The following is a 24,828-nucleotide window of genomic DNA, read 5'->3' on the forward strand; positions in this document are numbered from 1 at the left end:
CAATCAATAGGAACTTCCGGTGGACGACTACCAGCAGACGATACGCACTTTGTCCGATCGCATAGTGCTGGCGCAGACCCCGATCCGCGTACTGGATGCGGTGAAGTGGGACGAGAACATCCGCAAGGGCTTTCTCAAGGCCAAGGGCAAGGAATTGCCCGCCGTGGATCGCGCCTATTACGAAGGACGGCCGCTGTCCTTCGATTCCGGGGCGGTGAAGCTGGAATTCCAGAACATCGAGCGCGACATCACCCGGCAACTGGGGCAGTTCAGCCCGGTGGGGCAGATCATGCGCCGCATGTGCAAGGAATACCGCATGGTGGTGCGCATGCTCGAAGCCCGGGGCACCGGCGACTTCGGGCTGATCTCCCAGGAGCTTTACGGCGCCGCGTCCGATGCCTTCCACGCCGGCGATCCGACCCTGGCGGACCTTGGGCTGATGATGTCCGACTACCTGAACAACATCGACGGGCGCGGCGACCTCAAGGACGAACCCAAGGTACTCAGCGCCAAGCAGGCGGTCAGCCTGTTGCAGAGTCGGCTGAACAAGGTGTTCGGCGAAGCCGAGGAAACCATCCGCGTGTTCGAGTCCGATGGCATTGTCGCCGACGCCGCGGCGGGCGCCGACTACATCAAGATCCGCAGCGACGCGATGTTCAACGAGCGCGATGTGCGGGCCCTGGAAGTCCATGAAGGGCTGGTGCATGTGGGCACCACCCTCAATGGCCTGAACCAGCCGATCTGCACCTTCCTGGCCAAGGGCCCGCCCTCGTCCACGGTGACCCAGGAAGGCCTGGCGATCCTCATGGAAATCATCACCTTCGCCTCTTACCCCAGCCGCTTGCGCAAGCTGACCAACCGCACCCGGGCCATCCACATGGTGGAGGAGGGGGCGGACTTCCTGCAGGTGTTCGAGTTCTTCCGCGAGCAGGGTTTCGAGATGGCCGAGAGCTATGGCAACGCCAGCCGGGTGTTCCGCGGTTCGGTGCCCACGGGGCTGCCGTTTACCAAAGACTTGTCCTATCTCAAGGGCTTCATCATGGTTTACAACTACATTCAGCTGGCCGTGCGCAAGGGCAAGCTGGAGCAGATCCCCTTGCTGTTCTGTGGCAAGACCACCCTGGAAGACATGCGTACCTTGCGCCAGTTGGTGGACGAAGGGCTGGTGGTCGCGCCCAAGTACCTGCCGGACCAGTTCCGTGACCTGAATGCGCTGTCGGCGTGGATGTGTTTCTCCAACTTCCTCAACCACCTGAGCCTGGACCGGATCGAGGCGGACTACTCCAACATCCTTTGAATCTTTCCGGGGGCACACATGGACGTACTGGTAGCTGCACGGAGTGGCCGATGATGCGCATCCTGGCCGCGCTGGCCCTGTTGCTCTGCCTCAATGGCTGCAGCTCGCTGCTGTTCTATCCCGAACCCGGGCTGCCCTTTACTCCCGAGCGGGCCAAGCTTCAATACCGGGACGTGACCCTGACCAGCGCCGACGGCCTCAAGCTGCACGGCTGGTGGCTGCCGGCCAAGCCGGGGGTGGCGGTCAAGGGCACGGTGCTGCACCTGCATGGCAACGGCGGCAATCTGGCCTGGCATCTGGGAGGCAGTTGGTGGCTGCCGGAACAGGGTTATCAGGTATTGCTCCTGGACTACCGCGGTTATGGCGTGTCCGAAGGCGCGCCGAGCCTGCCGGCGATCTACCAGGATGTCGACGCCGCCTTCAAATGGCTGGATCAGGCCCCCGAGACGCAGGGCAAGCCGTTGATCGTGCTGGGGCAAAGCCTGGGCGGCGCGCTGGCGATTCATTACCTAGTGGCGCACCCCGAGCGTCAGGCGCAGCTCAAGGCCCTGGTGCTCGATGGCGTGCCCGCCAGTTATCGCGATGTCGGGCGCTATGCCCTGAGCACCTCCTGGCTGACCTGGCCGCTGCAGCTGCCGCTGTCGTGGCTGGTACCGGACGCCGACAGCGCGATCAACTCGTTGCCGCGCCTGACCGGGGTGCCGAAACTCATCTACCACAGCATCGACGATCCGATCGTGCCCCTTTCCAACGGCATCCGCGTGTATCAAGCTGCGCCCCCGCCCAGGGTCCTGCAACTGACCCGCGGCGGCCATGTGCAAACCTTTGCCGATCCGACCTGGCGCCGCGTGATGCTGCGCTACCTCGATGATCCGCAGCATTTCGACGGGTTGCGTCGGCTGGGGGAAATCCCCAATTACCCGACGACCCCGAATTCAGCAGTTGAACCTCCAGAGAGTCCGCAATGAGTGAAGAACGCAACGCCATTCCAATGATCATCACTGGTATCTGCAGCATCATCGTTACCGTGGGCAGCCTGTGGTACTACGGCTACCTGCACTTCGCCAAACCGGAAGATGCGCTGCTGCTCAGCGACTTCACCATGCTCAAGACCGTGCCGGGCGAGGACTACAGGATCTCCCTGCAACCGGCCGATGAAGTGGCCCAGTGCATCGACGGCGTGCTGGTGCTGTTCGACACCCAGCAGAAGGGCCTGACCGGGGTCCTGGTAAACAAGAAGAAGCAGGCCGTGCGCTGCATGGGCCAGGAAACTCCGCAGCTGGAGCAGTGATCGGTTCGCCGGCAAGCCGGCTCCTACTGGGATAACCGCATAAAAAAACGCCGCCGACCTGAAGAGGTCGGCGGCGTTGTGTTTCACCTGCCTATATAAGGCAGGGGCTGCATCAGTTGCGGCTGATGGCCGAACGTGGCGCCACCGGCTGGTTGTCGTTGGAAATGGTCACTTCCACGCGACGGTTCATGGCTCGCCCGGAAACGCTGCCGTTATCGGCCACCGGATACTCCTTGCCATAACCCTGGCTGACGATGCGCGACGGGTCGATACCCATGCGGATCAGGGCCATCTGCACCGAGCCGGCGCGGCGCTCGGACAGGGACTGGTTGTAGGAATCGCTGCCGGTGCTGTCGGTGTAGCCTTCGACGATCACCTTGCGATCCGGGTTCTGCTGGAGGAATTGCGCCAGCTTGTTGATGTTCGCCAGGCCGCTGGATTTCAGGTCGGACTTGTTGGTGGCAAACAGCACGTCGCCGAAGGTCACCAGGGTGCCGCGGTCGGTCTGCTTGGCGTTGAGGCTGTCCTGCAACTGTTTGATCTGTGCGTCGCGGGCTTCGAGGATGGCGCGGGCACGCTGGTCGCCGGCGTCCTTGAGCTTGGTTTCGGCGGTGCGCAGGGCAATGGTCTGCTTGGCCACTTCAACCCGCTGGTTGGTCAGGTAGGCCAGTTGGTCGACCTTCTTCTCGTCTTCCTTGTTCAGGTAGGCCTTGTCGGCCTTGTCCATCCAGTCGGCGGCGTCCTTGGTTTCCAGGGCCGCGACCTTGCTCGCCTGCGGGTTGGCTTGCAGGCCGGAGAAATTGGTCCGGGCGCTTTCCAGGTTGGCGTTGGGCGGGGTGGAGCAGGCCGCCAGGGCTACGCTCATGGCCAGCAGGGCAGGGATCATCAGTTGTTTGCGCATAATGTTCGTCCTTTCATTCAAATACGAGTACGTGGGAATCGGCGGCGGCTTACTGCACGCTGCGCATACCTTCCTGACGCAGTTCCTGAACGCCTTTCTGCGAGTCTTTCAGCGCTTGCTCGGCCTTGGCGGCCTGGGCCTTGCGCTCTGCTACGCGGGCATCCCACTCGGCTTGTTCGGCCAGGCGACGGGCTTCGTCGTACTTCTTGTCGTGCATGGCAATCTCGGCTTGCTTGAGCTTGTCCTGGGCCGACTTCATTTCCACGGCGGCGAACTCGGTGCCGCCTGCGCTCACTGCGCTATTGACCGCAGATTGCGTGACCGCGTACTGCTCGGAAGGCGGGTTACCGGCACAACCGGCCAGTACCATGCTGCTACCGAGGGCCAGCGCGGCCAGCTTCAGCCCGCGCAGAGAGGTGAACGAGGATTGGGCAGTGCTGATCTTCATGGTCTTCAACTCCATTGGGTAACTCCTGAAAAACATCAATATCCATCCCGGTCCTGGCGCCGTGACGCTGAGTGACAAGCGCTCATGGCGAAATTTGAAACGGCCGTTCCAGTGATGGCTACTGGGTGTGACCCGAGGCTTTTTTGAATAGTTCAGAGAAAGATGGCGATTGGCCGGAAAAAATCTGACGGCTCGGACAGGGCTCTAAACCGGGAACTTTTGCCGTGCAGCGGGGTATGCCCGGCCCTTTTCAGGGCCGGGGACGATGAGCTTCAACGGGTGTTGGAGAGGGGGGCGACTCAGTGCTTCGGCTTGTCGGACTGGCTGGCCAAGAGTTGCAGATGCTGGCGTGACAGGGCCAGAAAGCGCGGGGTCGGACCGATATCCTCGTAGAGCGGATCGCCTTCCTCGTCGGTGGCCACCACCTGCCGGCCCTGGATGTAGGGGAAGCTGGCTTCCAGCTCTTCCAGGGCGGCGCCGATCAGTTCGCCGAGCAACTCCTCGGTCTGGCGTTTGGGGTACATATCGGAAAGGGCGGCCAGGCGAGCGGCGGCTTCTACGTCCAGGTGAATCCGGTAGGCGGTCTTGCTCAGGCGCCCCTTGGCGTTTTCTTCCCAATGTTGTGCGAGCTCACGGATTTTCATGCTGACCTCGATGAACGCCTGCTCGTGGCAGGTTGGGTTGAGTAACCGGCCGGGGCCGGTGCGTGGCCCTTGTGCGGCCTACCCTTGAGACTAGCCCCATCGGCCGGGGTTGGCCCGGGGTGAACTTGCGCCCTTGCTAAGGCACGCGTGCAAGCGGCACTCTTGAGCCTTCCGTGCCGCCTTGAGTCTGCTGGAGAACACCTCGATGACCGATATTGATGCGCGCTTGCGCGAAGACGTTCACCTCTTGGGCGAACTGTTGGGCAATACCATCCGTGATCAGTACGGGGAGGCTTTCCTCGACAAGATCGAGCAGATCCGCAAGGGCGCCAAGGCCGATCGCCGGGGCTCGCCCGGGGCCGAATTGAGTGCCAGTCTCGATTCCCTGAGCGAAGACGAATTGCTGCCGGTGGCCCGGGCCTTCAACCAGTTCCTCAACCTGGCGAACATCGCCGAGCAGTATCAGTTGATTCACCGCCGCGACGAGTCGCAACCGGCGCCCTTCGAAGCCCGGGTATTGCCGGAGCTGCTGGCGCGCCTGCGGGCCGAGGGGCACTCCGCCGATGCCCTGGCCCGGCAGTTGGCGCGTCTGGAGATCGAGCTGGTGCTCACCGCGCACCCCACCGAAGTGGCACGCCGCACCCTGATCCAGAAATACGATGCGATTGCCGCGCAGCTGGCGGCCCAGGACCATCGCGATCTCACCAGCGCCGAGCGCGGGCAGATTCAGGAACGCCTGCAACGGCTGATTGCCGAGGCCTGGCACACCGAGGAAATCCGCCGCACCCGGCCGACGCCGGTGGATGAGGCCAAGTGGGGGTTTGCGGTGATCGAGCATTCGCTGTGGCAGGCGATCCCCAATTACCTGCGCAAGGCCGACAAGGCGCTGTTCGAAGCCACCGGTCTGCGTTTGCCCCTGGAGGCGGCGCCGATCCGCTTCGCGTCGTGGATGGGCGGTGACCGTGACGGCAATCCCAATGTCACCGCCAGCGTGACCCGCGAAGTCCTGCTGCTGGCGCGCTGGATGGCCGCCGATCTGTATTTGCGTGACGTCGATCATCTGGCCGCCGAGTTGTCCATGCAGCAGGCCAGTCCGGCCCTGCTGGCCAAGGCCGGCGACAGTGCCGAACCCTACCGCGCGCTGCTCAAGCAACTGCGCGAGCGCCTGCGGGCTACCCGCAACTGGGCCCAGGCGGCGCTTGGCGCGGCGGTGCCGGCCGGGCCCGAGGTGCTGCAGAACAATCGCGAGCTGCTGGAGCCCTTGCAGCTGTGCTACCAGTCGCTGCATGAATGCGGGATGGGCGTGATTGCCGATGGCCCGCTCCTCGATTGCCTGCGCCGGGCGGTGACGTTTGGCCTGTTCCTGGTGCGTCTGGATGTGCGCCAGGACTCCAGCCGGCATACCTCGGCCATGACCGAGATCACCGATTACCTGGGCCTGGGGCGCTATGCCGACTGGAGCGAAGAGGACCGCATCGCCTTCCTCAATCGCGAACTGGCCAGCCGGCGGCCGTTGCTGCCGGGCTACTTCAAGCCTTCGGCGGACACTGCCGAAGTGCTTGCCACTTGTCGCGAGATCGCCCAGGCGCCGGCGGCGTCCCTGGGTTCCTACGTGATTTCCATGGCGGGGGCGGCCTCCGATGTACTGGCGGTGCAGCTGCTGCTCAAGGAGTCTGGGGTGCTGCGGCCGATGCGCGTGGTGCCGCTGTTCGAAACCCTGGCGGACCTGGATAACGCCGGCCCGGTGATGGAGAAGTTGCTGCACTTGCCGGGCTATCGCTCGCGGCTGCAGGGGCCTCAGGAGGTGATGATCGGCTACTCGGATTCGGCCAAGGATGCCGGGACCACGGCTGCGGCCTGGGCTCAGTACCGAGCTCAGGAACGGCTGGTGGACATCTGTCGCGAACAGCAGGTGGAGCTGCTGTTGTTCCACGGCCGCGGTGGCACCGTGGGGCGTGGCGGCGGCCCGGCGCACGCGGCCATTCTGTCGCAGCCACCGGGTTCGGTAGCCGGGCGCTTCCGCACCACCGAGCAAGGGGAAATGATCCGTTTCAAATTTGGCCTGCCGGACATTGCCGAGCAGAACCTCAACCTCTACCTGGCCGCGGTACTGGAGGCGACCTTGTTGCCGCCACCACCACCGGAACCGGCCTGGCGTCACCTGATGGACGAACTGGCCAGCGATGGGGTCCAGGCCTATCGCGCGGTGGTGCGGGACAATCCGCAATTTGTCGAGTACTTCCGCCAGTCCACCCCGGAGCAGGAGTTGGGCCGTCTGCCCCTGGGCAGTCGCCCGGCCAAGCGTCGAGCTGGCGGCATTGAAAGCCTGCGGGCCATCCCGTGGATCTTCGGCTGGACCCAGACCCGCCTGATGCTGCCGGCGTGGCTCGGCTGGGAGGCGGCGTTGAGCAAGGCCCTGGCCCGGGGCGAGGGGGAGTTGCTGGGGCAGATGCGTGAACAGTGGCCGTTCTTCCGCACCCGCATCGATATGCTGGAAATGGTCCTGGCCAAGGCCGATGCGGACATTGCCCGCTCTTATGACGAGCGCCTGGTGGAGGCCGAATTGCTGCCATTGGGAGCGCATTTACGCGACCTATTGTCGCAGGCCTGCGCGGTGGTCCTGGGGTTGACCGGACAGTCGCAATTGCTGGCCCACAGCCCCGCCACCCTGGAGTTCATCCGCCTGCGCAATACCTACCTGGATCCGCTGCACCTGCTGCAGGCGGAGCTGCTGGCGCGCTCGCGCAAGCAGGAGGCGCCGCAAGGAAGCCCCGTGGAACAGGCGTTGCTGGTCTCCGTAGCGGGTATCGCCGCCGGTTTGCGCAACACCGGCTGAGGCGCCAGAGGGCTGTTTGCCTGCTCTGGCGCAGCCCTGATCAGGACAAACCCAAGGTGTCGCTCAGATTCATCTGGCGACACTTTGTTATGGGGTTGCGACTTGTTCTACCCGGCCAAAGTGGCACAAAAAGGCCGGGTTCCTCCGACTTTCGACTGCTTGTGCGGGCTGTGTCGGCTGTGTATCTTGATCAGCCTTTGGCCGTTTGGGCGGCCATCACCCTATTTTTGAGATTGGCCCCACGAGGCGAATCCGAGCGTTTCTAAATAAAAAATTGAGGAGCACATCGATGCGCGTAATTCTGCTGGGAGCTCCCGGGGCCGGTAAAGGTACTCAGGCAAAGTTCATCACCGAAAAGTTCGGCATTCCACAGATCTCCACCGGCGACATGCTGCGTGCGGCGGTCAAGGCCGGCACCGAGCTGGGTCTCAAGGCCAAGAGCGTGATGGACAGCGGTGGCCTGGTATCCGACGACCTGATCATCAACCTGGTCAAGGAACGCATCAGCCAGCCTGATTGCGCCAAGGGTTTCCTGTTCGACGGTTTCCCGCGCACCATTCCTCAGGCCGAAGCACTGGTCAAGGCCGGTGTGGAACTGGACAACGTGGTGGAAATCGCGGTCGACGACGAAGAGATCGTCCAGCGTATCGCCGGTCGCCGTGTGCACGAGGCGTCGGGCCGTGTGTACCACACCGTCTACAACCCGCCGAAGATCGCCGGCAAGGACGACATCACCGGTGAAGACCTGGTGCAGCGCAAGGACGACACCGAAGAAACCGTGCGTCATCGCCTGTCGGTCTACCACTCCCAGACCAAGCCGCTGGTGGAGTTCTACCAGCAACTGGCCTCGACCCAGGGCAAGCCGAAGTACAGCCATATCCCGGGTGTGGGTTCGGTGGAAGTGATCACCGCCAAGGTACTTGAAGCCCTGAGCTGAATTACCTGATCGTTTGATCGTTCAACGGCCCGCTTGCGGGCCGTTGCTGTTTATAATGCGTCACTTTTTTCAATGCCGATGGAACCCCGAATGAGCACCTTGCTGGCCCTGGACACCGCGACTGAAGCTTGCTCCGTTGCTTTGCTGCATGACGGCAAGGTTACGAGCCATTACGAGGTGATCCCGCGCCTGCATGCGCAAAAGCTGTTGCCGATGATCCAGGAACTGCTGGCCAATGCCGGGACCACCTTGCAGGCGGTGGATGCCATCGCCTTTGGCCGCGGCCCGGGCGCCTTTACCGGCGTGCGCATCGCCATTGGCGTGGTGCAGGGGCTGGCCTTCGCCCTGGAGCGTCCGGTGCTGCCGGTGTCCAACCTGGCGGTGCTGGCCCAGCGTGCCCTGCGTGAGCACGGTGCGACTCAGGTGGCCGCGGCCATCGATGCGCGCATGGATGAAGTCTATTGGGGCTGCTATCGGGAAACGGCCGGCGAGATGCGCCTGGTCGGGGTCGAAGCCGTGCTGGCGCCGGAAGTCGCGAGCTTGCCGGCAGGCGCCGATGGTGACTGGTTTGGCGCGGGCACGGGTTGGGGGTATGGCCAGCGCATCGCCGTCACTCTCGGCGCTCAGGACGCGGGCATGCTGCCCCATGCCGAAGACCTGCTGACCCTGGCGAAATTTGCCTGGGAGCGGGGCGAGGCAATCGTCGCCGACGAGGCACAACCGGTCTATCTGCGGGATAAGGTGGCCACGCCCAAAGCCCGTTGAGGAGGGGCCAAGTGTTTGCGGTTGTTCAGATTTTTTCTGCCGACAGCCGCCAATCGTCTGTTTTTCAGCATCCTCCCTGTCCGGTTTTAAACCTTTTGGCTTTTCTGTGTTCTAGTTATCACTCGGGCATTTGCTAAGTCGCAGCAGTGCCGCTAAATTGCCATCATTGACCCCGGGCTTTTCAGTATGCGCATAGACGGCATCTCCTCGCAGTCCTACCCCATCAAGCGCAAGCCTCGCAAAGGCCCGGTGCTGGTAGACGAGTCCCTGGATGATGCCGATGCGATCGAAGTCCAGTCCGAACCCCAAAGCCGTTCCCAGGCTTCTGCCTCCCGCCCCGGCAATCTCCCTGCCCGTCCACAGGACATGATCTTCCAGCGCGCGATGAAAAAGAGCGTGGCCAATGCTCTGGCCAGCTACTTGACCACCGCCGGCTTTGTCGATTGGGATCTGGAAGTGGTGGGGCTCGACCTGCACATCTGATGCTGCCTTATTTTCTCGGTTGTCCTTCCTGGAGCGAAAACGCCTGGCGTGAGTACCTGTATCCGCAAGATGCCCGAGCGAACGATTTCCTCGGCCTGTATTCCCAGGTCTTCAACGCCGTCGAAGGCAACACCACCTTCTATGCCCGGCCCGCACCAGCGACGGTGCAGCGCTGGGCCGAGATCATGCCCGAGCACTTTCGCTTCACCGCCAAGTTTCCCGGCGACATCAGTCACGGCGGTGACCTGCGCCAGCAGTTGAGCGCTGCCGAGACTTTTGTTCAGTTGCTCAGCCCGTTGGGTGAACGGGTATCGCCCCTGTGGTTGCAACTGCCAGCCAGCTTCGCGCCCCAGCGACTGGCGGAGTTGGCGGGTTTTATCGATGGCCTGGAGCGGCCGCTGGCGGTGGAGGTCCGGCACCCGGAATTCTTTGCCAAGGGCGATGCCGAGCGCATGCTCAATCGATTGTTGCGCGAGCGGGGTGTCGAGCGCATCTGCCTGGATCCGCGGGCCCTGTTCAGTTGCACCTCCAGCGCTCCGGCAGTGCTCCATGCGCAGTCGAAAAAGCCCCGGGTGCCGCCGCGGCCGGCGGCCTTCACTCAGTTTCCCCAGGTGCGTTTCATCGGCCATCCGGAGCTTGAGGCCAACGATCCGTTCCTAGTGCCCTGGATCGACAAGGTCGCCACCTGGATCGAGGAGGGGCGCACGCCCTATGTGTTCCTGCACACCTCGGACAACCGCCTGGCAGCGGAACTGGCCCGGCGTTTTCACGCTCGGCTGATGCAACGTTTGCCTGGCTTGCCCGCGTTGCCTGAGTTATACAGAGAGCCCGCCGCAGAGCAGCTTGGCCTGCTCTGAGGCGGTTTCACTGCCTTCTTCAGGAGCGAGCAAATGGACGCGCAATCCCTTCGAGCCAACGCTTTCAAGGCCCTGCACGAGCGTGCCGGTGCCTTTGTCATTCCCAATCCCTGGGATGCCGGTTCCGCGAGGATGCTGGCCGGCCTGGGTTTCGAAGCGCTGGCCACCACCAGCGCGGGCTACGCCTTCTCTCTGGGGCGCCCGGACGCCGAGGGCGCGGTCAGCCTGGAAGACACCTTGAACAACGTCCGCGGGATCGTCGGGGCTACTAGCCTGCCGGTGGCGGTGGACCTGGAAAACGGTTTTTCCGACAGCCCCGAAGGCTGCGCCCAGGCGCTGCTGCTGGCAGCGGCCAGTGGCGTGGTGGGCGGTTCGATCGAGGATGCCAGCGGGCGTGCCGACGAGCCCATTTATGACTTCAATCTGGCTGTTGAGCGTATCGAGGCCTGTGTCGTCGCAGCTCGCAGCCTGCCATTTCCCTTCACCCTGACGGCTCGGGCGGAGAATCTGCTCCACGGTCGTGACGATCTGCCTGACACCATCCGCCGTTTGCAGGCCTTTGCCGAAGCCGGGGCCGATGTGCTGTATGCACCGGGGTTGCGCAGCGCCGAGGAGATCCTGCAAGTGGTGCGGGCCGTGGCCCCCAGGCCGGTGAACGTGCTGATGGCCGGCGGCCTCAACCTGAGCGTGACGCAACTGGCGGAGCTGGGGGTCAAGCGCATCAGCGTCGGTTCCGCCATGGCTCGGGCAGCCTATGGGGCGTTCTACCGCGCGGCTGAAGACATTCGTGATCACGGTCGCTTCGACTTTGCCGAGCGGGCGATGCCGTTCCAGCAGATCAATCAATTGTTCAAGCGCCCATGAATCGGGAGTTTATGTGCGGGGACTGAAAGTGCTGGGCGCCTTGTTGCTGCTGGGCGCCCTGTTGTTGATCGGCATCCGCCTGGGCTGGTTGCCGGTGGCTGCTGCGTGGAACCCCTGGGCGCCGCTGGATGTGCAGGCCAAGCCTAATCTGCTGACTCGTTTCAAGCTGGCGCGGCTGCGGGATGATCCGCAGCTGTGCGATGAAGTGTTGGCGCGCTCCGGTTTGCGCACCAGTCGCCAACCCGACAGTCGTGGCGACGTGGCCTGCCCGTTGAGCAATACCTTGCGGGTGCAAGGGGGCGCGGTCGCGTTGAGCAGCAGCTTTCTCGCCAGTTGTCCGCTGGCGGTGGCGTTTGCTCTGTACGAGCTCCACGGACTGCAGCCGGCGGCGCAGGCGGTGTACGGACAGCGAGTGGCGCGGGTCGATCATCTGGGCAGCTTTGCCTGCCGCAATATGTATAGCCGCGAAAAGGGGGCGCGCAGTCAGCATGCCAGCGCCAATGCCCTGGATATTGCCGGCTTTCGTCTGAGCGATGGACGCAGTATCAGCGTGCTGCAGGATTGGCCCAAGGACAGCAGTGAAGGGCGCTTTCTGCGGCTGGCCCGGGACGGCGCCTGCGATGCGTTCAATGTGGTGCTGGGGCCGGACTACAACAGCGCGCATCGCAACCATTTCCATCTGGATGTGGGACCTTGGTGGGTGTGTCGCTGAAGAACGGCTCAGGCGGCGATGCGCAGGTTCTGCAGGATCAGCGGGCGAGCCCAGCCGATGTCGAAATCCATCTGCCGTTGCTGTTCGATGAGTTCCTCCGGCGGGAACGGTTCGGCCGGCTTGTCCAGCAGGTCCAGCTCGAATTCGGCGATCGGCAAGTGCAGAGGACGCGGCTCCGGCGCGGGACCAGGAGCGGGCACGGGCTGGCCGGCATTGAGCACGAGCGGCCGCACCCAGCCACTTTCGAAGTTCTGCTGGCGTTGCTGGGCGATGATTTCTTCCGGCGGGAACGGCGCAGCGGGCTTGTCCAGCAGATCCATTTCGAATTCGGCGATCGGTAGGAACAGCGGCTCAGGAGGGCGAACTTCGGTTTCCTGCACGTCGCAGTGGCGCTGATTGACGATCTGCGCCAGCAGGTCGCTACCGCCCGCCGGCTCTACCGGGCCATCGACGGCAACCGCTGGCAGCCCTTCAACGCTCGCGCCATCTCCCCGTTGCTCGGCCAGGGCCTGGGCAAAGAAATCCTGCCACAGATGGCTGACGCCGCTCAGTGCCTGGGAGTTGCGTAGGCCATAGTCGCCGTGGCGAGAGATATAACCTATCGATGTGCGTTGAATGTCTGACATTGCTCTCGGTCGACGCTTGAGCTCTGGCAAAATGGCCGATAGTTCTGTTATCGGCCGTTTTTGCCGATCATTAATTTTTTGAGTGTGGTTTCAGATGAATGAGCAACCCGCGGCCTGCCGCATCCAAGTCGAGGCCCTGGGCGCTGGCTTCGAGCCCCTGGCGCGGCAATGGGCCGAGCGCCTGAGCCTGCCCTTGCAGATCGACGAGCCGGAGTTCGCGCTGCAGGTCGGTGAGCAGGGCCTGCAATTGCAGCAGTTGGGGGCGGATGCGCCGGGGCCGGTACGAGTCGACTTCGTCGAAGGCGGCGCGGCCCATCGACGCCTGTATGGCGGTGGCAGCGGACAGATGATCGCCAAGGCGGTGGGGGTAGCCCAGGGCGTACGGCCCCGGGTGCTGGATGCGACGGCGGGGTTGGGCAAGGACGGTTTTGTCCTCGCTACCCTGGGATGCGAGATGAGCCTGATCGAACGTCAGCCATTGATTGGCGCACTATTGGAAGACGGTCTGGCCCGAGCCGCGCTGGACGCCGAAGTGGCGCCGATCGTGGCTCGCATGCATTTGCTCAAGGGCAATTCCATCGAACTGATGCGCAACTGGGAAGGCGAGCCGCCTCAGGTGATCTACCTCGATCCGATGTTTCCCCATCGGGAAAAAAGCGCGTTGGTGAAAAAGGAAATGCGCTTGTTCCGCCCGCTGGTGGGGGACGACAACGATGCACCGGCGCTGCTGGCGGCAGCCCTGGCCCTGGCCAGCCATCGGGTGGTGGTCAAGCGCCCACGCAAGGCCCCGTGCATTGATGGGCCCAAGCCGAGTCACGGGCTGGAGGGCAAGTCCAGCCGCTATGACATCTACCCGAAGAAGGCCCTCAAGGCCTGAGCCACCTGTAGGAGCCGGCTTGCCGGCGAAGGCCATTTTCAGAGGCTGTTCGCTGGCGAGCCAGCTCCTACTCAAGCCTGCTCCTACGGCCTGTAGGCGCGGATGAACAGCGCCACCACTTCCTGCACGTGCTCTTCCGCCGCGGCGCCCCTCAACGGCTCGCCGCAGCCATAGAGAAGGCGGAAGTTCGCCCCGCCCTTGAGCATGCAGAAGAAGTGTTCGGCGGCATTGCGCGGCTTGTCGATGTGCAAGGTGCCCAACTCGTTGATTCGCCTCAGCAGCCGTTCCATGCCCTGCAACACGCGTTCCGGGCCGGCTTCGATGAACATCTGCGAGAGCTTGGGATCCTGGTTGCCCAGGGTCATGATCAGGCGATGCAGGTTTACCGACTCGTCGCTGTTGATCAGTTGGTGAAAGCCTCTGGCGATGTTCAGCAGGACGCTTTCCACCGACGCGTTGGGCGTCAGTTCGTAGATCAGCGTCGGCAACTGCTCTTCGCACTTGGCCACCACCGCGGCGGTGAACAGGGTCTCCTTGTCATTGAAGTGGCTGTACACCGTGAGTTTTGAAACGCCGGCTTCGGCGGCGACCGCATCCATGCTGGTACTGGCGTAGCCATTGCTCAGAAACAGGTTTTTCGCTGCTTCGAGAATGGCCTGGCGCTTGGCCAGATCTTTGGGCCTGCCTGGCCCAACGTTTGCGGAAGGATTGTCGGACATTTTTCGCTGTTAATACTGGACTGGTGAGTTTGCTATTAATAACATACCGGCCAGTATAATTATTCAAAGCACCATTAGCGAAGGGTCGCCGCCATGTTCCGCTATGCCTTGCCAGTCAGCCTGGCTTTTTTTCTGTCTGCTTGTGGGCACGAAGAGCCCGTTCAAATTGGCATCCGACCGGCCATGGTGGTCCAGCCAGAGCCTTCGGCACGGGCTTCGGACAGTTACCCCGGCGAGGTGCGAGCTCGTTACGAACCCGAGCTGGCATTCCGCATTGGCGGCAAGGTCAGTCGACGACTGGTTGAAGAAGGCGAGCGGGTCAAGGCCAATCAGCCCCTGGCCGAGCTCGATCCGCAGGACGTGCGCCTGCAGCTTGAGGCCACCCGGGCCCAGGTCACTGCGGCCAGTGCCAACCTCAATCTGGTGCGTGCCGAGCGCGATCGCTACAAGACCCTGCTGGACCGGCAGATGGTCAGCCGTTCCCAGTACGACAATGCCGAAAACCTTTATCGCGCCGGTGAAGCAAGGTTGAAGCAGATCAAGGCCGAGTTCGACGTGGCCAGCAACCAGGCCGGCTATGCCGTGCTGCGGGCTCCCCAGGATGGCGTGGTGGCCAAGCGCGCGGTGGAAGTCGGACAGGTGGTAGCGGCGGGGCAGACGGTCTTCACTCTGGCCACCGATGGCGAGCGCGAGGTGCTGATCAGTTTCCCCGAACAGAATTACGGTCGCTTCAAGGTGGGCCAGCCGGTATCGGTCGAACTCTGGACCCAACCGGGCCAGCGCTTCGACGGGCACATCCGCGAGCTGTCGCCGGCTGCCGATCCGAAGTCCCGGACCTTCGCCGCGCGCATTGCCTTCAACTCCGGCAAGGTTCCCGCCGAGCTTGGCCAGAGCGCCCGGGTGTTTATCCAGAATGGTGAGGCGGTGCCGTTGTCGGTGCCGTTGTCGGCGCTGTCCGCGGAAGGCGGGGCGACTTACGTCTGGCGGGTCGATGCCAACAGCACCCTGCACAAGACCCCGGTGCGGGTCGGTGCTTTCGGCGAGAAGAGCGTGCCGGTGCTCGAAGGCTTGAGCGCCAGCGATTGGGTGGTGGCCGCCGGCGTGCATGTGCTCCACGAGGGCTTGCAGGTACGCCCGGTGGATCGCTCCAACCGTGTAGTCAATCTGGCGGCCAAGGAGTAATCCACGATGGGTTTCAACCTTTCCGCCTGGGCGTTGCGCAATCGCCAGATCGTCCTGTTCCTGATGCTGCTGCTGGCCATTGTCGGGGCGCTGTCCTACACCAAACTGGGGCAGAGCGAAGATCCGCCCTTCACCTTCAAGGCCATGGTGATTCGCACCAACTGGCCGGGGGCCACGGCCCAGGAAGTCTCGCGCCAGGTCACCGAGCGCATTGAAAAGAAACTCATGGAGACCGGCGAGTACGACCGCATTGTCTCCTTCTCCCGGCCCGGGGAGTCCCAGGTGACCTTCATCGCCCGGGACTCGATGCACTCCAACGAGATCCCCGATCTCTGGTATCAGGTCCGCAAGAAGATCAGCGATATCCGTCACACCCTGCCACCGGGCATCCAGGGGCCGTTCTTCAACGATGAGTTCGGCACCACCTTTGGCAACATCTACGCGCTGACCGGCAAGGGTTTCGACTACGCGGTCCTCAAGGACTACGCCGACCGCATCCAGATCCAGCTGCAACGGGTCAAGGACGTGGGCAAGGTCGACCTGCTGGGCCTGCAGGACGAGAAGATCTGGATCGAGCTGTCCAACGTCAAGCTGGCCACCCTGGGGCTGCCGCTGGCGGCCGTGCAGCAAGCGCTGGAAGAACAGAACGCTGTCTCCACCGCCGGGTTCTTCGAAACCCCCAGTGAGCGGGTGCAACTGCGGGTATCGGGCAATTTCCAGACGGTGGAGCAGATTCGCAATTTCCCGATCCGCGTGGCTGGCCGGACCTTCCGCATCGGTGATGTGGCGGATGTGCGTCGTGGTTTCAATGACCCTCCCGCCCCGCGCATGCGCTTCATGGGGGAAGACGCCATCGGCCTGGCCGTGGCGATGAAGGAGGGCGGCGATATCCTGGTGCTGGGCAAGGCCCTGGAAGGCGAGTTCTCGCGCCTGCAGAAAAGCCTGCCGGCGGGCATGGAGCTGCGCAAGGTGTCCGACCAGCCGGCGGCGGTGAAGACCGGGGTAGGCGAGTTTGTCCGGGTGCTGGCCGAGGCGCTGATCATCGTGCTGCTGGTGAGTTTCTTCTCCCTGGGCGTACGTACCGGCATGGTGGTGGCCCTGGCCATTCCCATGGTGTTGGCGATGACGTTCGCCACCATGTACTACCTGGGGATCGGCCTGCACAAGATCTCCCTGGGCGCGTTGGTGCTGGCCCTGGGGCTATTGGTGGATGACGCGATCATTGCCGTGGAGATGATGGCGATCAAGATGGAGCAGGGCTTTGACCGGATCAAGGCTGCCAGCTTCGCCTGGACCAGCACCGCCTTTCCCATGCTCACGGGCACCCTGATCACGGCGGCGGGCTTCCTGCCGATCGCCACGGCCCAGTCGGGCACCGGTGAATACACCCGTTCGATCTTCCAGGTGGTGACCATCGCCCTGGTGGCCTCGTGGATCGCCGCCGTGGTGTTTGTCCCCTACCTGGGGGAAAAGCTCCTGCCGGATCTGGCCAAGATCCATGCCGCCAAGCACGGCGCCGAGTCCAACCCCCACGGCACGCCGTTTTATCAGCGTGTGCGCCGCGTGGTCGGCTGGTGTGTGGAGCGGCGCAAGACCGTGATCGTGCTGACCATCCTGGCGTTTGTCGGCTCGGTCATGCTGTTCCGCTTCGTGCCGCAGCAATTCTTCCCGGCCTCGGGACGCCTGGAACTGATGGTCGACCTGAAGCTGGCGGAGGGCGCCTCCCTGAGCAATACCGCCGACGAGGTCAAGCGTCTGGAAGCGATGCTCAAGGATCACCCGGGCATCGATAACTACGTGGCCTATGTGGGCACCGGTTCGCCGCGTTTCTACCTGCCGCTGGACCAGCAACTGCCGGCCACCAGCTTTGCCCAGTTCGTGGTGCTGGCCAAGTCCATCGAGGAGCGCGAAAGCCTGCGGGGTTGGCTGATCTCCACCCTCAATGAACAGTTCCCGGCCCTGCGTTCGCGTGTCACGCGCCTGGAAAACGGGCCGCCCGTGGGCTACCCGGTGCAGTTCCGGGTCACCGGCGAACACATCGAGGAAGTCCGCGCCCTGGCGCGCAAGGTCGCGGCCAAGGTCCGTGAGAATCCCCATGTGGTCAACGTGCACCTGGACTGGGAAGAGCCGAGCAAGGTGGTCTACCTGAACGTCGACCAGGATCGCGCCCGGGCACTGGGGGTAAGTACCGCCAACCTGTCGAAGTTCCTCCAGAGCTCGCTGATCGGTTCCACCGTCAGCCAGTACCGCGAGGACAACGAACTGATCGAGATCCTTCTGCGCGGCACTCGCGAGGAGCGTAGCGAGCTGTCGTTGCTGCCGAGCCTGGCGGTGCCCACCGACAACGGCAAGAGCGTGTCGCTGTCCCAGGTGGCGACCCTGGAATACGGCTTTGAGGAAGGGGTGATCTGGCATCGCAATCGCCTGCCCAACGTCACCGTGCGCGCCGACATCTATGGCAAGGAACAGCCGGCGACCCTGGTGCAGCAGATCCTGCCGACCCTGGAGCCGATCCGCGCCGAACTGCCGGATGGCTACCTGCTGGATGTGGGCGGCACCGTCGAGGATTCGACCCGTGGCCAGAACTCGGTGAAGGCGGGGGTGCCGCTGTTCATCGTGGTGGTGCTGACCTTGCTGATGATCCAGCTGCGCAGCTTTTCGCGCACGGCGATGGTGTTTCTCACCGCGCCCTTGGGGCTGATCGGGGTCACCCTGTTTCTACTGGTGTTCCGCCAGCCGTTCGGCTTTGTAGCCATGCTCGGGACCATTGCCCTGTCGGGGATGATCATGCGCAACTCGGTGATCCTGGTGGATCAGATCGAGCAGGACATCAAGGCCGGGCAGAAGCCCTGGGATGCGATCATCGAAGCCACGGTGCGGCGTTTCCGGCCCATCGTGCTGACGGCCCTGGCGGCGGTGCTGGCGATGATTCCGTTGTCGCGCAGCGTGTTCTTCGGGCCGATGGCGGTGGCCATCATGGGCGGGCTGATCGTGGCGACGGCGCTGACCCTGCTGTTCCTGCCGGCACTTTATGCGGCATGGTTCCGCGTCAAGAAGTCGTAGGAGCCGGCTTGCCGGCGAAGAGTCCCTTGAGGCCGGCGTCCGCTTGCGGACGCCTTCGCCAGCAAGCGGGCTCCTACCGCTGAGGGAAAGGTCTTACAGGCTGCCGAAGACTTTCTTGGCCAGGCTGGTGGCGGCTGCCGCCGGGTTCTGGCGAATGTTCTCTTCCTGCTTGCCGATCATTTCAAACAGGCCATTGAGGGCTTGTTCGGTCACATAACCTTCGATATTGGCGTTCTTGGCATCCAGTACCCCCAGTGTCGCGGCCTGGCCGGCGAAGGAGTTGTACTGCTTGGCCAGACCGACCTGGTCGGTGGCCTGCTTGACGATCGGCAGGAACTTGGCGCGGATCTGCTCGCGGCTGCTCTTGTCCAGGTACTGGGTGGCAGAGTCCTTGCCGCCGGCGAGAATGCCCTTGGCGTCGGCCACGGTCATCTTCTTCACGGCATCCACCAGCAGGGCCTGGGCTTGCGGTACAGCCGCCTCGGCGGCCTTGTTCATGCTGGTTTCCAGCTGATCGACCTGATCACCCATGCCGAACTGCTTCATTTTCTTCGCCACTTTGCCGAGATTGCCCGGCAGTTCGATGCGCACATCGGGGTTGTTGCTGAAACCGCCTGGGGTCCCCAACTGCTTGACGGCGATCTGCGCGCCCTGGGTCAGGGCGTCCTTGAGGCCGCCGCTGGCGTCTCCCTGGGACAGGTCGCTGAGGGACAGGGCCAGGGCACTGGCGGAGATCATCAGGCCAGCGCACAGGCTGGTGAAGCGGAGCGAGGTACGGAGCATGGCGGCTTCCTTGGACAATGAGAGTTAACGTACAGCGTCGACACGGAGTTTCAGCGGCTGGGGATCCTTGCCGTCAAGATTGACTCCGTTGTGTTCGGTGGTGATGAACATCAGCTTGCCGTCCAGCTCGATCCGCGCACTGACCGCGTAACGATGGCCTGGCTTGACCTGGGCCGGGTCGTAGCTGAGGTGGAAAGGCAGCGGCACCTGGCCCTTGATCGGACCTTTCTGCTCGGCCAGGACTTGCGCCGGCGCGTCCGCCAGGGACACGTCCTGCAGGCTCACGCTCAGGGTGGCGGTGGCCGGTAGGGCGATGCGTTGCAGATAGAAGACTTCACCATCGAGGCTTGCCTTGGCCGCAGGCTGCATGGCTTGGCAGGCGCCAAGCAGCGCGGTGGCTGCCAGCAGGATGAGTTTTTTCATGGCGGATCTCCGTATCGGGGGCGCCGCAGATTCTGCGGCGCCGATAAGAATCTAGTCGCTTTGCACCGGCGTCGCGAGCTGCTCGGCGGCATCTTCGCTGCGGTGCAGGGCGACCTGGCGGATCGACAGGCGAATCTCCGCCGGCAGCACGCGCTTGGCCGCGCCTTCGGCCAGGTCCCCCAGCAGAGGGTGGTAACTCAGCTTGCCGGCTTCGTCGCGGCGCAATACGCCCTGGTCCAGCAGGGTCTGGATGAAGTGGCGGAACAGGCTCTTGTCGAAGAACTCCGGGGCATTGAGGCCATGCAGGATCGACAGGCGCTGGGCCATGACCGTGCACAGGTCTTCCAGCTCCTCGGCGCTGATGCTGTTCTGGCCGCTGTTGAGCAGCAGGGAAATGGCCATGTAGAAGCGTTGCAGGGTCTGGGCGATGCTCTTGGACAGCAGCGTCAGCAGGACAAAATGCCGCGAGCTGGGGGCCGGGCGCAGATACAGGTCCTTCTCGAAGCGCAGCAGGCCCTGCTCGACGAAGGCTTCCAGCCACTGGTCCACCACCGCGTCCAGTTCTTCCAGCGACCAGCGGATGAACAGCTCCGACTGCAGGTAGGGATAGAGCGCGCGGGTATAGCGCAGGATCTGTTCGCGGCTCATGCGCGACGAGCTCTGGAAGAAGCTCGCCAGCAGCGCCGGCAGGGCGAAGATGTGCAGCACGTTGTTGCGGTAGTAGGTCATCAGGACGGCGTTCTGCTCGTCCAGGTAGAGGATCTTGCCCAGGGCATCGCTTTGCTCGGCCAGCAGGTCCATGTCCTTGACGTGCTGGATCAGCGCCCGGCCATCACCTTCCGGCAAGGTGGTGTGGGGCGAGTAGGGCACGCGGCGCAGCAGTGCCAGGTACAGGTCCAGGACCCGGGCCATGGCGCGTTCGTCCAGGGCCAGGCGGCTGGTGGAGAGCAGGGCCAGGGCCACCAGGTTCACCGGGTTGATCGCCGCGGCTTCATTGAGGTGCTGGGCCACCCGTTCGCCCAGGCGATTGGTGGTTTCGTTGAGCCAGGCCGGGCGGTACTGCGGGCCCAGCTCCTGGGAGCGCCAGTCCGGTTGCTCCTGGTCGAGGAACTGCGCCAGCTTGATCGGTTCGCCGAAGTTCACCGCCACCTGGCCGAAGCGCTGCTTGAGGGCGCCGATGACCTTGAAGATGTCGAAGATCGACTCCTTCTTCTTGCTCGCGCCGCGCAGCTCGCCCAGGTAGGTGCGGCCTTCCAGGACCCGCTCGTAGCCGATGTACACCGGCACGAAGACGATGGGCATGCGCGAATTGCGCAGGAAACTGCGCAGGGTAATGGCCAGCATTCCGGTCTTGGGTTGCAGCATGCGCCCGGTGCGCGAGCGGCCGCCTTCGACGAAGTACTCCACCGGGAAGCCCTTGGTGAACAGGGTGTGCAGGTACTCGTTGAACACCGAGGTGTAGAGCGGGTTGCCCTTGAAGGTGCGGCGCATGAAGAAGGCCCCGCCGCGGCGCAGCAGGCCGCCGATCACCGGCATGTTGAGGTTGATCCCGGCGGCGATGTGCGGCGGCGTCAGGCCGTTGCGAAACAGCAGGTAGGACAGCAGCAGGTAGTCGATATGGCTGCGGTGGCAGGGTACGTAGATCACTTCGTGACCCTGGGCGATCTTCTGCACGCCTTCCAGGTGGTTGACCTTGATCCCGTCGTAGATCTTGTTCCAGAACCAACTGAGCACCACTTCCAGGAAGCGGATCGCGGTGTAGGTGTAGTCCGAGGCGATCTCGTTGCCGTAGCGCAGGGCCTGGGCCTTGGCTTTTTCCGGGGAAATGTTTTCGCGCTCGGCCTCGTCGAGAATCGCCTGTTTCACCAGGGGCTGGTTGAGCAGGCCCTTGACCAGGTTGCGCCGGTGGGAGATGTCCGGGCCGATGACCGCGGCCTTGAGGTTGCGAAAGTGCACCCGCAGGATGCGCTGGGCCATGCGTACGGTGCGCTCGTGGCCCTTGTTGTGTTCGATCAGCTCCCGCAGGTTGATCGGCGCGGAGAACTGCACTCGGGTCTTGCGTCCCAGGATCATGATGCTCAGCAGCCGGCGCAGGCGCCCGGTGACCGCCCAGCTGTCGGCGAACAGCAGTTTCCACGGGCTGGATTCACTGTCCGGGGACTGGCCCCAGAACACGCTGACCGGAATGATCTGCGCATCTTCGGCGGCGTTCTGGGCCAGGGCGCTGACCAGTCGGGTCAGGGTCGGTGGCGCGCCGCGCTTGTCCTGGCGGCCGAGCCAGTCGGGCTCCGGGGTCAGGTAGAAGAACGCCGCAGGCTCCAGCAGGTTGCCCACCGACACCGGCAGCACCGGGCGTGGCAGACCGGCCTTGGTGCATTCGCTATCGACCACGGCGAGGTCGGTCAGGGACGGGTTTTGCAGGACGTAGAACACCGGCCGGCTGCGGTCGAGGTCGAGGGTGAAGGACGACTGGTTGATGGTTTCCGAGCGCACCCAGAGGTACAGCAGGCGGCGCAAGGTGCCAAACACAAGACGGCGGATCGGGGAGCGGGTCATACGGCTTCTGCGTGAGTGAATATGTGGATGAACACAAAACCGAGCAACTGCTCGGGGCCGGTAGTGTGCGGATTTCGGTGAACGTGACCGAGCGTTTCGCTAATACGTGACCGGTGCTTCCACCCCGGTTGCGCGGGTTCTGGATTGTAATCGCATCGGTCACGATGCGGCTTGTTCCTCGGCTTTTTTTCGGCGCAGCGACTCGCCTTTCATCGTCAGTCGGTAGGCGTTGTGCACCAGGCGGTCGAGGATGGCATCGGCCAGGGTCGGGTCGTTGATCCAGCCGTGCCAGTGCTCGATGGGCAGTTGGCTCGTCAGGATGGTGGAGCGGCTGCCAGCGCGGTCGTCGATCACCTCCAGCAGGTCATGCCGGGCTCCTTCCTCCAGCGGGGCTAGCGCCCAGTCGTCCAGCACCAGGACGTCGACCTTTGCCAGCTGTTGCAGGGTACGGCCGAAGCTGCCGTCGCCATGAGCGATGCGCAGTTGTTCCAGCAGGCGCGGGGTGCGCAGGTACAGGGTGCTATAGCCCTGGCGGCAGGCCTGGTTGCCCAGGGCGCAGGCCAGCCAGGTTTTGCCGGCACCGGTCGGGCCGGTCAGCAGCAGGTTGTGCTGCTGGCGGATCCAGTCGCCACTGGCCAGGGTGGCGATCAGACGCTCGTCCAGGGCGCGTCCGGTGCGGCGGTCGAGATCTTCCAGGCAGGCGTTGGCGTACTTGAGCTTGGCCTTCTTGCGCAGCCGTACCAGGCGCTGGTTGTCACGCCAGGCCAGTTCGCGGTCGAGCAGTAGGCCGAGGCGTTCATCGAAGCTCAGGCTGTGGCTGGCCGGCAGCGTCCATTGCTCTTCCAGGGCGCGGGCCATGCCGTCCAGGCGTAGCTGGTGCAGTTGATTCAGGGTGTGTTGCGGCATCATCGAACAGCTCCTGTTGCGGGGGTTGGTAGTAGTCGGCGCCACGGACGTTCTCGTGGTCGCCGGGTAAGGTCGTTTCGGCGGCACGCTGGGGCAGCGGCTGTTGATCCAGGCCTTGCTGGAGCAGGTTGCGCACGCTGCGCCCGGTGAAGGCGCGCAGGTGTACGGCACGTTCGGCAGCGGCTTCCAGGCGTGCATTGCCATAGCGCCGGGCCAGCGAGAGCAGGCCGAGGCAGGCGCGGTAGCCCATCTCCGGGTGCGGCTTGTGGGTCAGTTGGTGATCGATCAGTTGGCGCGTGTAGGGGCCGATCCGCGCGCCCCAGTCGAGCAGGCGTTGTGGCGTCCATTCGCGATGCGCCTGGTGCGCCGCGGGCATGTGCTCGCGCTGGGTACTGTAAGCGCCGCGTCGCCCCAGCAGCAGGTGGCTGGCCACCCGCCGGTTGCCATGCAGCACTTCCAGGGTGTGTGCCGTCAGTCGCACGTCCACGTTCTGCCGGGCCAGGGCGGAGGGCACGCTGTAGAAGCTGCCATTGACCTCGATGTGGTAGTCGATGCTGACCTTGCAGCGCTTGAAGGTGGCGACCTCGTAGGGATGCACCGGCAGCGCTCGCAAGGCCGGGCGATCCAGGCGCTCGAACCAGTCGCGCCGGCAGCCATCGAGCCGCTTGAACGGGCGCCGATTCAGATCCTCCAGCAGCTCGGCGATGGCCTGGTTAAGCGCATGCAGGCTGAAGAACTGCCGATGGCGCAGCCGCGCCATGATCCAGCGCTCGACCACCTGCACCGCCACCTCGGCCTTGGCCTTGTCCTGAGGCTTGCGTGGCCGTGCCGGCAGGATCACCGTCTGGTAATGACGCGCGCACTCCAGCGTGGCCCGGTTCAGGCCCGGCTCGTAGCGATCCGGCTGGGCGACCAGGGCGCGCGGATTGTCCGGCACAACCATTTCCGGCACGCCGCCAAAGTAGGTCAGAGCCTGGCCCAGCGAGGTCAGCCAGTCCACCTGGGTTTCGCCTGGCGTCGCGCAGGCATAGGTGTAATTCGAGGCGCCCAGGGCGGCGACGAAGATGTGCGCCCGGCGCACTTCGCCGGTGGCCGGGTCGACCACCGGCAGCGTCGGCCCGGCATAGTCGATGAATAGCTTCTCGCCCGCACGGTGCAGCTGACGCATCGAACGTTTGAGCGTCTGGGCGTAGCGCCGGTAGTGCTCGACGAACTGGGTGTAGCGGTAGGTCGGCTGGCCCGCATGCGCGGCGAGATATTCCTCCCACAGCAGCTGCAAGGTCACGCCCTTGCGTCGCAACTCGCGGTGGATGCTCAGCACATCGGGCAGCACTCGCTCACCGCGCGGCTTGTTCGTCGACGTCGGTGCAAACAAGGCGGCCGCCAGCGCGGCCTCGTCCATGGCCACCAGCGCCGGCCAGTCCAGCCCGGCCACCCGCGCCGCCGCGATGTACTTGCTAACCACGCCCTTGGACAGCTGCAAGGCACGGGCAATCTTCTCGTGGGACAAGCCGGCCTCAAACTTGAGGCGCAGACATTCTTTGATGTTTCGCATGGCTACTCGCGGCGCCGCCATCTTCCTCTCCCGAAATCGGTCGAGGATGGCGGCGCATCAGGTCATGCGCAACGAAGGGGAAGGCTTTCGCTAAGTCGTGACC

The 24,828-nt window shown here is 63.8% G+C and carries 23 protein-coding genes; 13 read left to right on the top strand and 10 right to left on the bottom strand.

What is annotated here, in order from left to right; genetic code table 11:
* Window positions 1–19: 19 nt before the first annotated feature.
* From BLV47_RS29245 to BLV47_RS29255, 3 genes are read left to right on the top strand one after another with little or no spacing between them, the layout of a single operon-like run.
* Window positions 20–1,297: a flavohemoglobin expression-modulating QEGLA motif protein gene (locus tag BLV47_RS29245; protein WP_092319968.1), complete on the top strand. Its 1,278-nt coding sequence runs from the start codon at window positions 20–22 to the stop codon at window positions 1,295–1,297.
* 53 nt (window positions 1,298–1,350) lie between these two features.
* Complete coding sequence (locus tag BLV47_RS29250; RefSeq protein WP_092320586.1) at window positions 1,351–2,265, top strand: alpha/beta hydrolase; 915 nt, start codon at window positions 1,351–1,353, stop codon at window positions 2,263–2,265.
* Window positions 2,262–2,588: a PA3694 family proteiin gene (locus BLV47_RS29255; protein ID WP_092319970.1), complete on the top strand. Its 327-nt coding sequence runs from the start codon at window positions 2,262–2,264 to the stop codon at window positions 2,586–2,588. Before BLV47_RS29250 ends, BLV47_RS29255 begins: the two co-directional genes overlap by 4 nt.
* A 112-nt stretch (window positions 2,589–2,700) precedes the next feature.
* Here the strand turns inward: BLV47_RS29255 and lptF are convergent, their stop codons facing one another.
* The 3 genes from lptF to BLV47_RS29270 all read right to left on the bottom strand — a co-directional run bounded on the left by lptF (window position 2,701) and on the right by BLV47_RS29270 (window position 4,581).
* Window positions 2,701–3,489, bottom strand: coding sequence for a lipotoxin F family OmpA-related lipoprotein LptF (gene lptF / locus BLV47_RS29260; RefSeq protein WP_092319972.1), 789 nt, complete (start codon window positions 3,487–3,489; stop codon window positions 2,701–2,703).
* A gap of 49 nt (window positions 3,490–3,538) precedes the next feature.
* Window positions 3,539–3,952: a DUF4398 domain-containing protein gene (locus BLV47_RS29265; protein ID WP_092319974.1), complete on the bottom strand. Its 414-nt coding sequence runs from the start codon at window positions 3,950–3,952 to the stop codon at window positions 3,539–3,541.
* A gap of 284 nt (window positions 3,953–4,236) precedes the next feature.
* A complete protein-coding gene (locus BLV47_RS29270; RefSeq protein WP_092319976.1) occupies window positions 4,237–4,581 on the bottom strand; it encodes a pilin assembly protein in 345 nt (114 codons plus the stop codon).
* 205 nt (window positions 4,582–4,786) lie between these two features.
* Here BLV47_RS29270 and ppc point away from each other — a divergent pair, with 205 nt between their 5' ends.
* The 7 genes from ppc (at window position 4,787) to BLV47_RS29305 (ending at window position 12,035) form a co-directional block, all read left to right on the top strand.
* Entirely contained in the window at window positions 4,787–7,417 is a 2,631-nt protein-coding gene (ppc, locus tag BLV47_RS29275) for a phosphoenolpyruvate carboxylase (protein WP_092319978.1), read from the top strand.
* Between the two features lie 289 nt (window positions 7,418–7,706).
* Window positions 7,707–8,354 carry an adenylate kinase gene (gene adk / locus BLV47_RS29280; RefSeq protein WP_060837737.1) on the top strand — a complete coding sequence of 216 codons (648 nt, stop codon included), beginning with the start codon at window positions 7,707–7,709 and terminating at the stop codon, window positions 8,352–8,354.
* Window positions 8,355–8,444: 90 nt separating this feature from the next.
* Window positions 8,445–9,119, top strand: coding sequence for a tRNA (adenosine(37)-N6)-threonylcarbamoyltransferase complex dimerization subunit type 1 TsaB (gene tsaB, locus BLV47_RS29285; protein ID WP_092319980.1), 675 nt, complete (start codon window positions 8,445–8,447; stop codon window positions 9,117–9,119).
* A gap of 186 nt (window positions 9,120–9,305) precedes the next feature.
* Window positions 9,306–9,602 carry a hypothetical protein gene (locus BLV47_RS29290; protein ID WP_092319982.1) on the top strand — a complete coding sequence of 99 codons (297 nt, stop codon included), beginning with the start codon at window positions 9,306–9,308 and terminating at the stop codon, window positions 9,600–9,602.
* Window positions 9,599–10,459, top strand: a complete 861-nt coding sequence (locus BLV47_RS29295; RefSeq protein ID WP_092320587.1) for a DUF72 domain-containing protein — start codon at window positions 9,599–9,601, stop codon at window positions 10,457–10,459. Before BLV47_RS29290 ends, BLV47_RS29295 begins: the two co-directional genes overlap by 4 nt.
* 33 nt (window positions 10,460–10,492) lie before the next feature.
* On the top strand, window positions 10,493–11,323 hold the full coding sequence (locus BLV47_RS29300; RefSeq protein WP_092319984.1) for an isocitrate lyase/PEP mutase family protein: 831 nt from the start codon (window positions 10,493–10,495) through the stop codon (window positions 11,321–11,323).
* Window positions 11,324–11,336: 13 nt separating this feature from the next.
* On the top strand, window positions 11,337–12,035 hold the full coding sequence (locus BLV47_RS29305) for an extensin-like domain-containing protein (RefSeq protein WP_092319986.1): 699 nt from the start codon (window positions 11,337–11,339) through the stop codon (window positions 12,033–12,035).
* Window positions 12,036–12,043: 8 nt separating this feature from the next.
* Here the strand turns inward: BLV47_RS29305 and BLV47_RS29310 are convergent, their stop codons facing one another.
* The gene (locus BLV47_RS29310) at window positions 12,044–12,661 is read right to left on the bottom strand and encodes an energy transducer TonB (RefSeq protein WP_092319988.1); all 618 of its coding nucleotides are present in this window, start codon (window positions 12,659–12,661) and stop codon (window positions 12,044–12,046) included.
* A 94-nt stretch (window positions 12,662–12,755) separates the two neighbouring features.
* Here BLV47_RS29310 and BLV47_RS29315 point away from each other — a divergent pair, with 94 nt between their 5' ends.
* A complete protein-coding gene (locus BLV47_RS29315; protein ID WP_092319990.1) occupies window positions 12,756–13,538 on the top strand; it encodes a class I SAM-dependent methyltransferase in 783 nt (260 codons plus the stop codon).
* Between the two features lie 83 nt (window positions 13,539–13,621).
* Here BLV47_RS29315 and BLV47_RS29320 read toward each other — a convergent pair whose 3' ends face one another.
* Complete coding sequence (locus BLV47_RS29320) at window positions 13,622–14,257, bottom strand: TetR/AcrR family transcriptional regulator (protein WP_092319992.1); 636 nt, start codon at window positions 14,255–14,257, stop codon at window positions 13,622–13,624.
* A gap of 93 nt (window positions 14,258–14,350) precedes the next feature.
* On the opposite strand from BLV47_RS29320, the gene BLV47_RS29325 reads away from it, so the two are divergent.
* Window positions 14,351–15,439, top strand: a complete 1,089-nt coding sequence (locus tag BLV47_RS29325; protein ID WP_092319994.1) for an efflux RND transporter periplasmic adaptor subunit — start codon at window positions 14,351–14,353, stop codon at window positions 15,437–15,439.
* A 6-nt stretch (window positions 15,440–15,445) separates the two neighbouring features.
* Window positions 15,446–18,502: an efflux RND transporter permease subunit gene (locus BLV47_RS29330; RefSeq protein ID WP_092319996.1), complete on the top strand. Its 3,057-nt coding sequence runs from the start codon at window positions 15,446–15,448 to the stop codon at window positions 18,500–18,502.
* A gap of 93 nt (window positions 18,503–18,595) precedes the next feature.
* Here the strand turns inward: BLV47_RS29330 and BLV47_RS29335 are convergent, their stop codons facing one another.
* From BLV47_RS29335 to istA, 5 genes are all read right to left on the bottom strand, one after another.
* Window positions 18,596–19,285, bottom strand: coding sequence for a DUF4197 domain-containing protein (locus BLV47_RS29335; RefSeq protein ID WP_092319998.1), 690 nt, complete (start codon window positions 19,283–19,285; stop codon window positions 18,596–18,598).
* Window positions 19,286–19,309: 24 nt separating this feature from the next.
* On the bottom strand, window positions 19,310–19,708 hold the full coding sequence (locus tag BLV47_RS29340) for a YbaY family lipoprotein (protein ID WP_092320000.1): 399 nt from the start codon (window positions 19,706–19,708) through the stop codon (window positions 19,310–19,312).
* A gap of 51 nt (window positions 19,709–19,759) precedes the next feature.
* Window positions 19,760–22,264, bottom strand: a complete 2,505-nt coding sequence (gene plsB, locus BLV47_RS29345) for a glycerol-3-phosphate 1-O-acyltransferase PlsB (protein ID WP_092320002.1) — start codon at window positions 22,262–22,264, stop codon at window positions 19,760–19,762.
* A gap of 159 nt (window positions 22,265–22,423) precedes the next feature.
* The gene (istB, locus tag BLV47_RS29350) at window positions 22,424–23,173 is read right to left on the bottom strand and encodes an IS21-like element IS1474 family helper ATPase IstB (RefSeq protein WP_062838242.1); all 750 of its coding nucleotides are present in this window, start codon (window positions 23,171–23,173) and stop codon (window positions 22,424–22,426) included.
* The gene (istA, locus tag BLV47_RS29355) at window positions 23,061–24,746 is read right to left on the bottom strand and encodes an IS21 family transposase (protein WP_062838241.1); all 1,686 of its coding nucleotides are present in this window, start codon (window positions 24,744–24,746) and stop codon (window positions 23,061–23,063) included. Before istA ends, istB begins: the two co-directional genes overlap by 113 nt.
* Window positions 24,747–24,828: the final 82 nt, after the last annotated feature.

This window comes from Pseudomonas saponiphila (genome assembly GCF_900105185.1).
Lineage (GTDB): Bacteria > Pseudomonadota > Gammaproteobacteria > Pseudomonadales > Pseudomonadaceae > Aquipseudomonas > Aquipseudomonas saponiphila.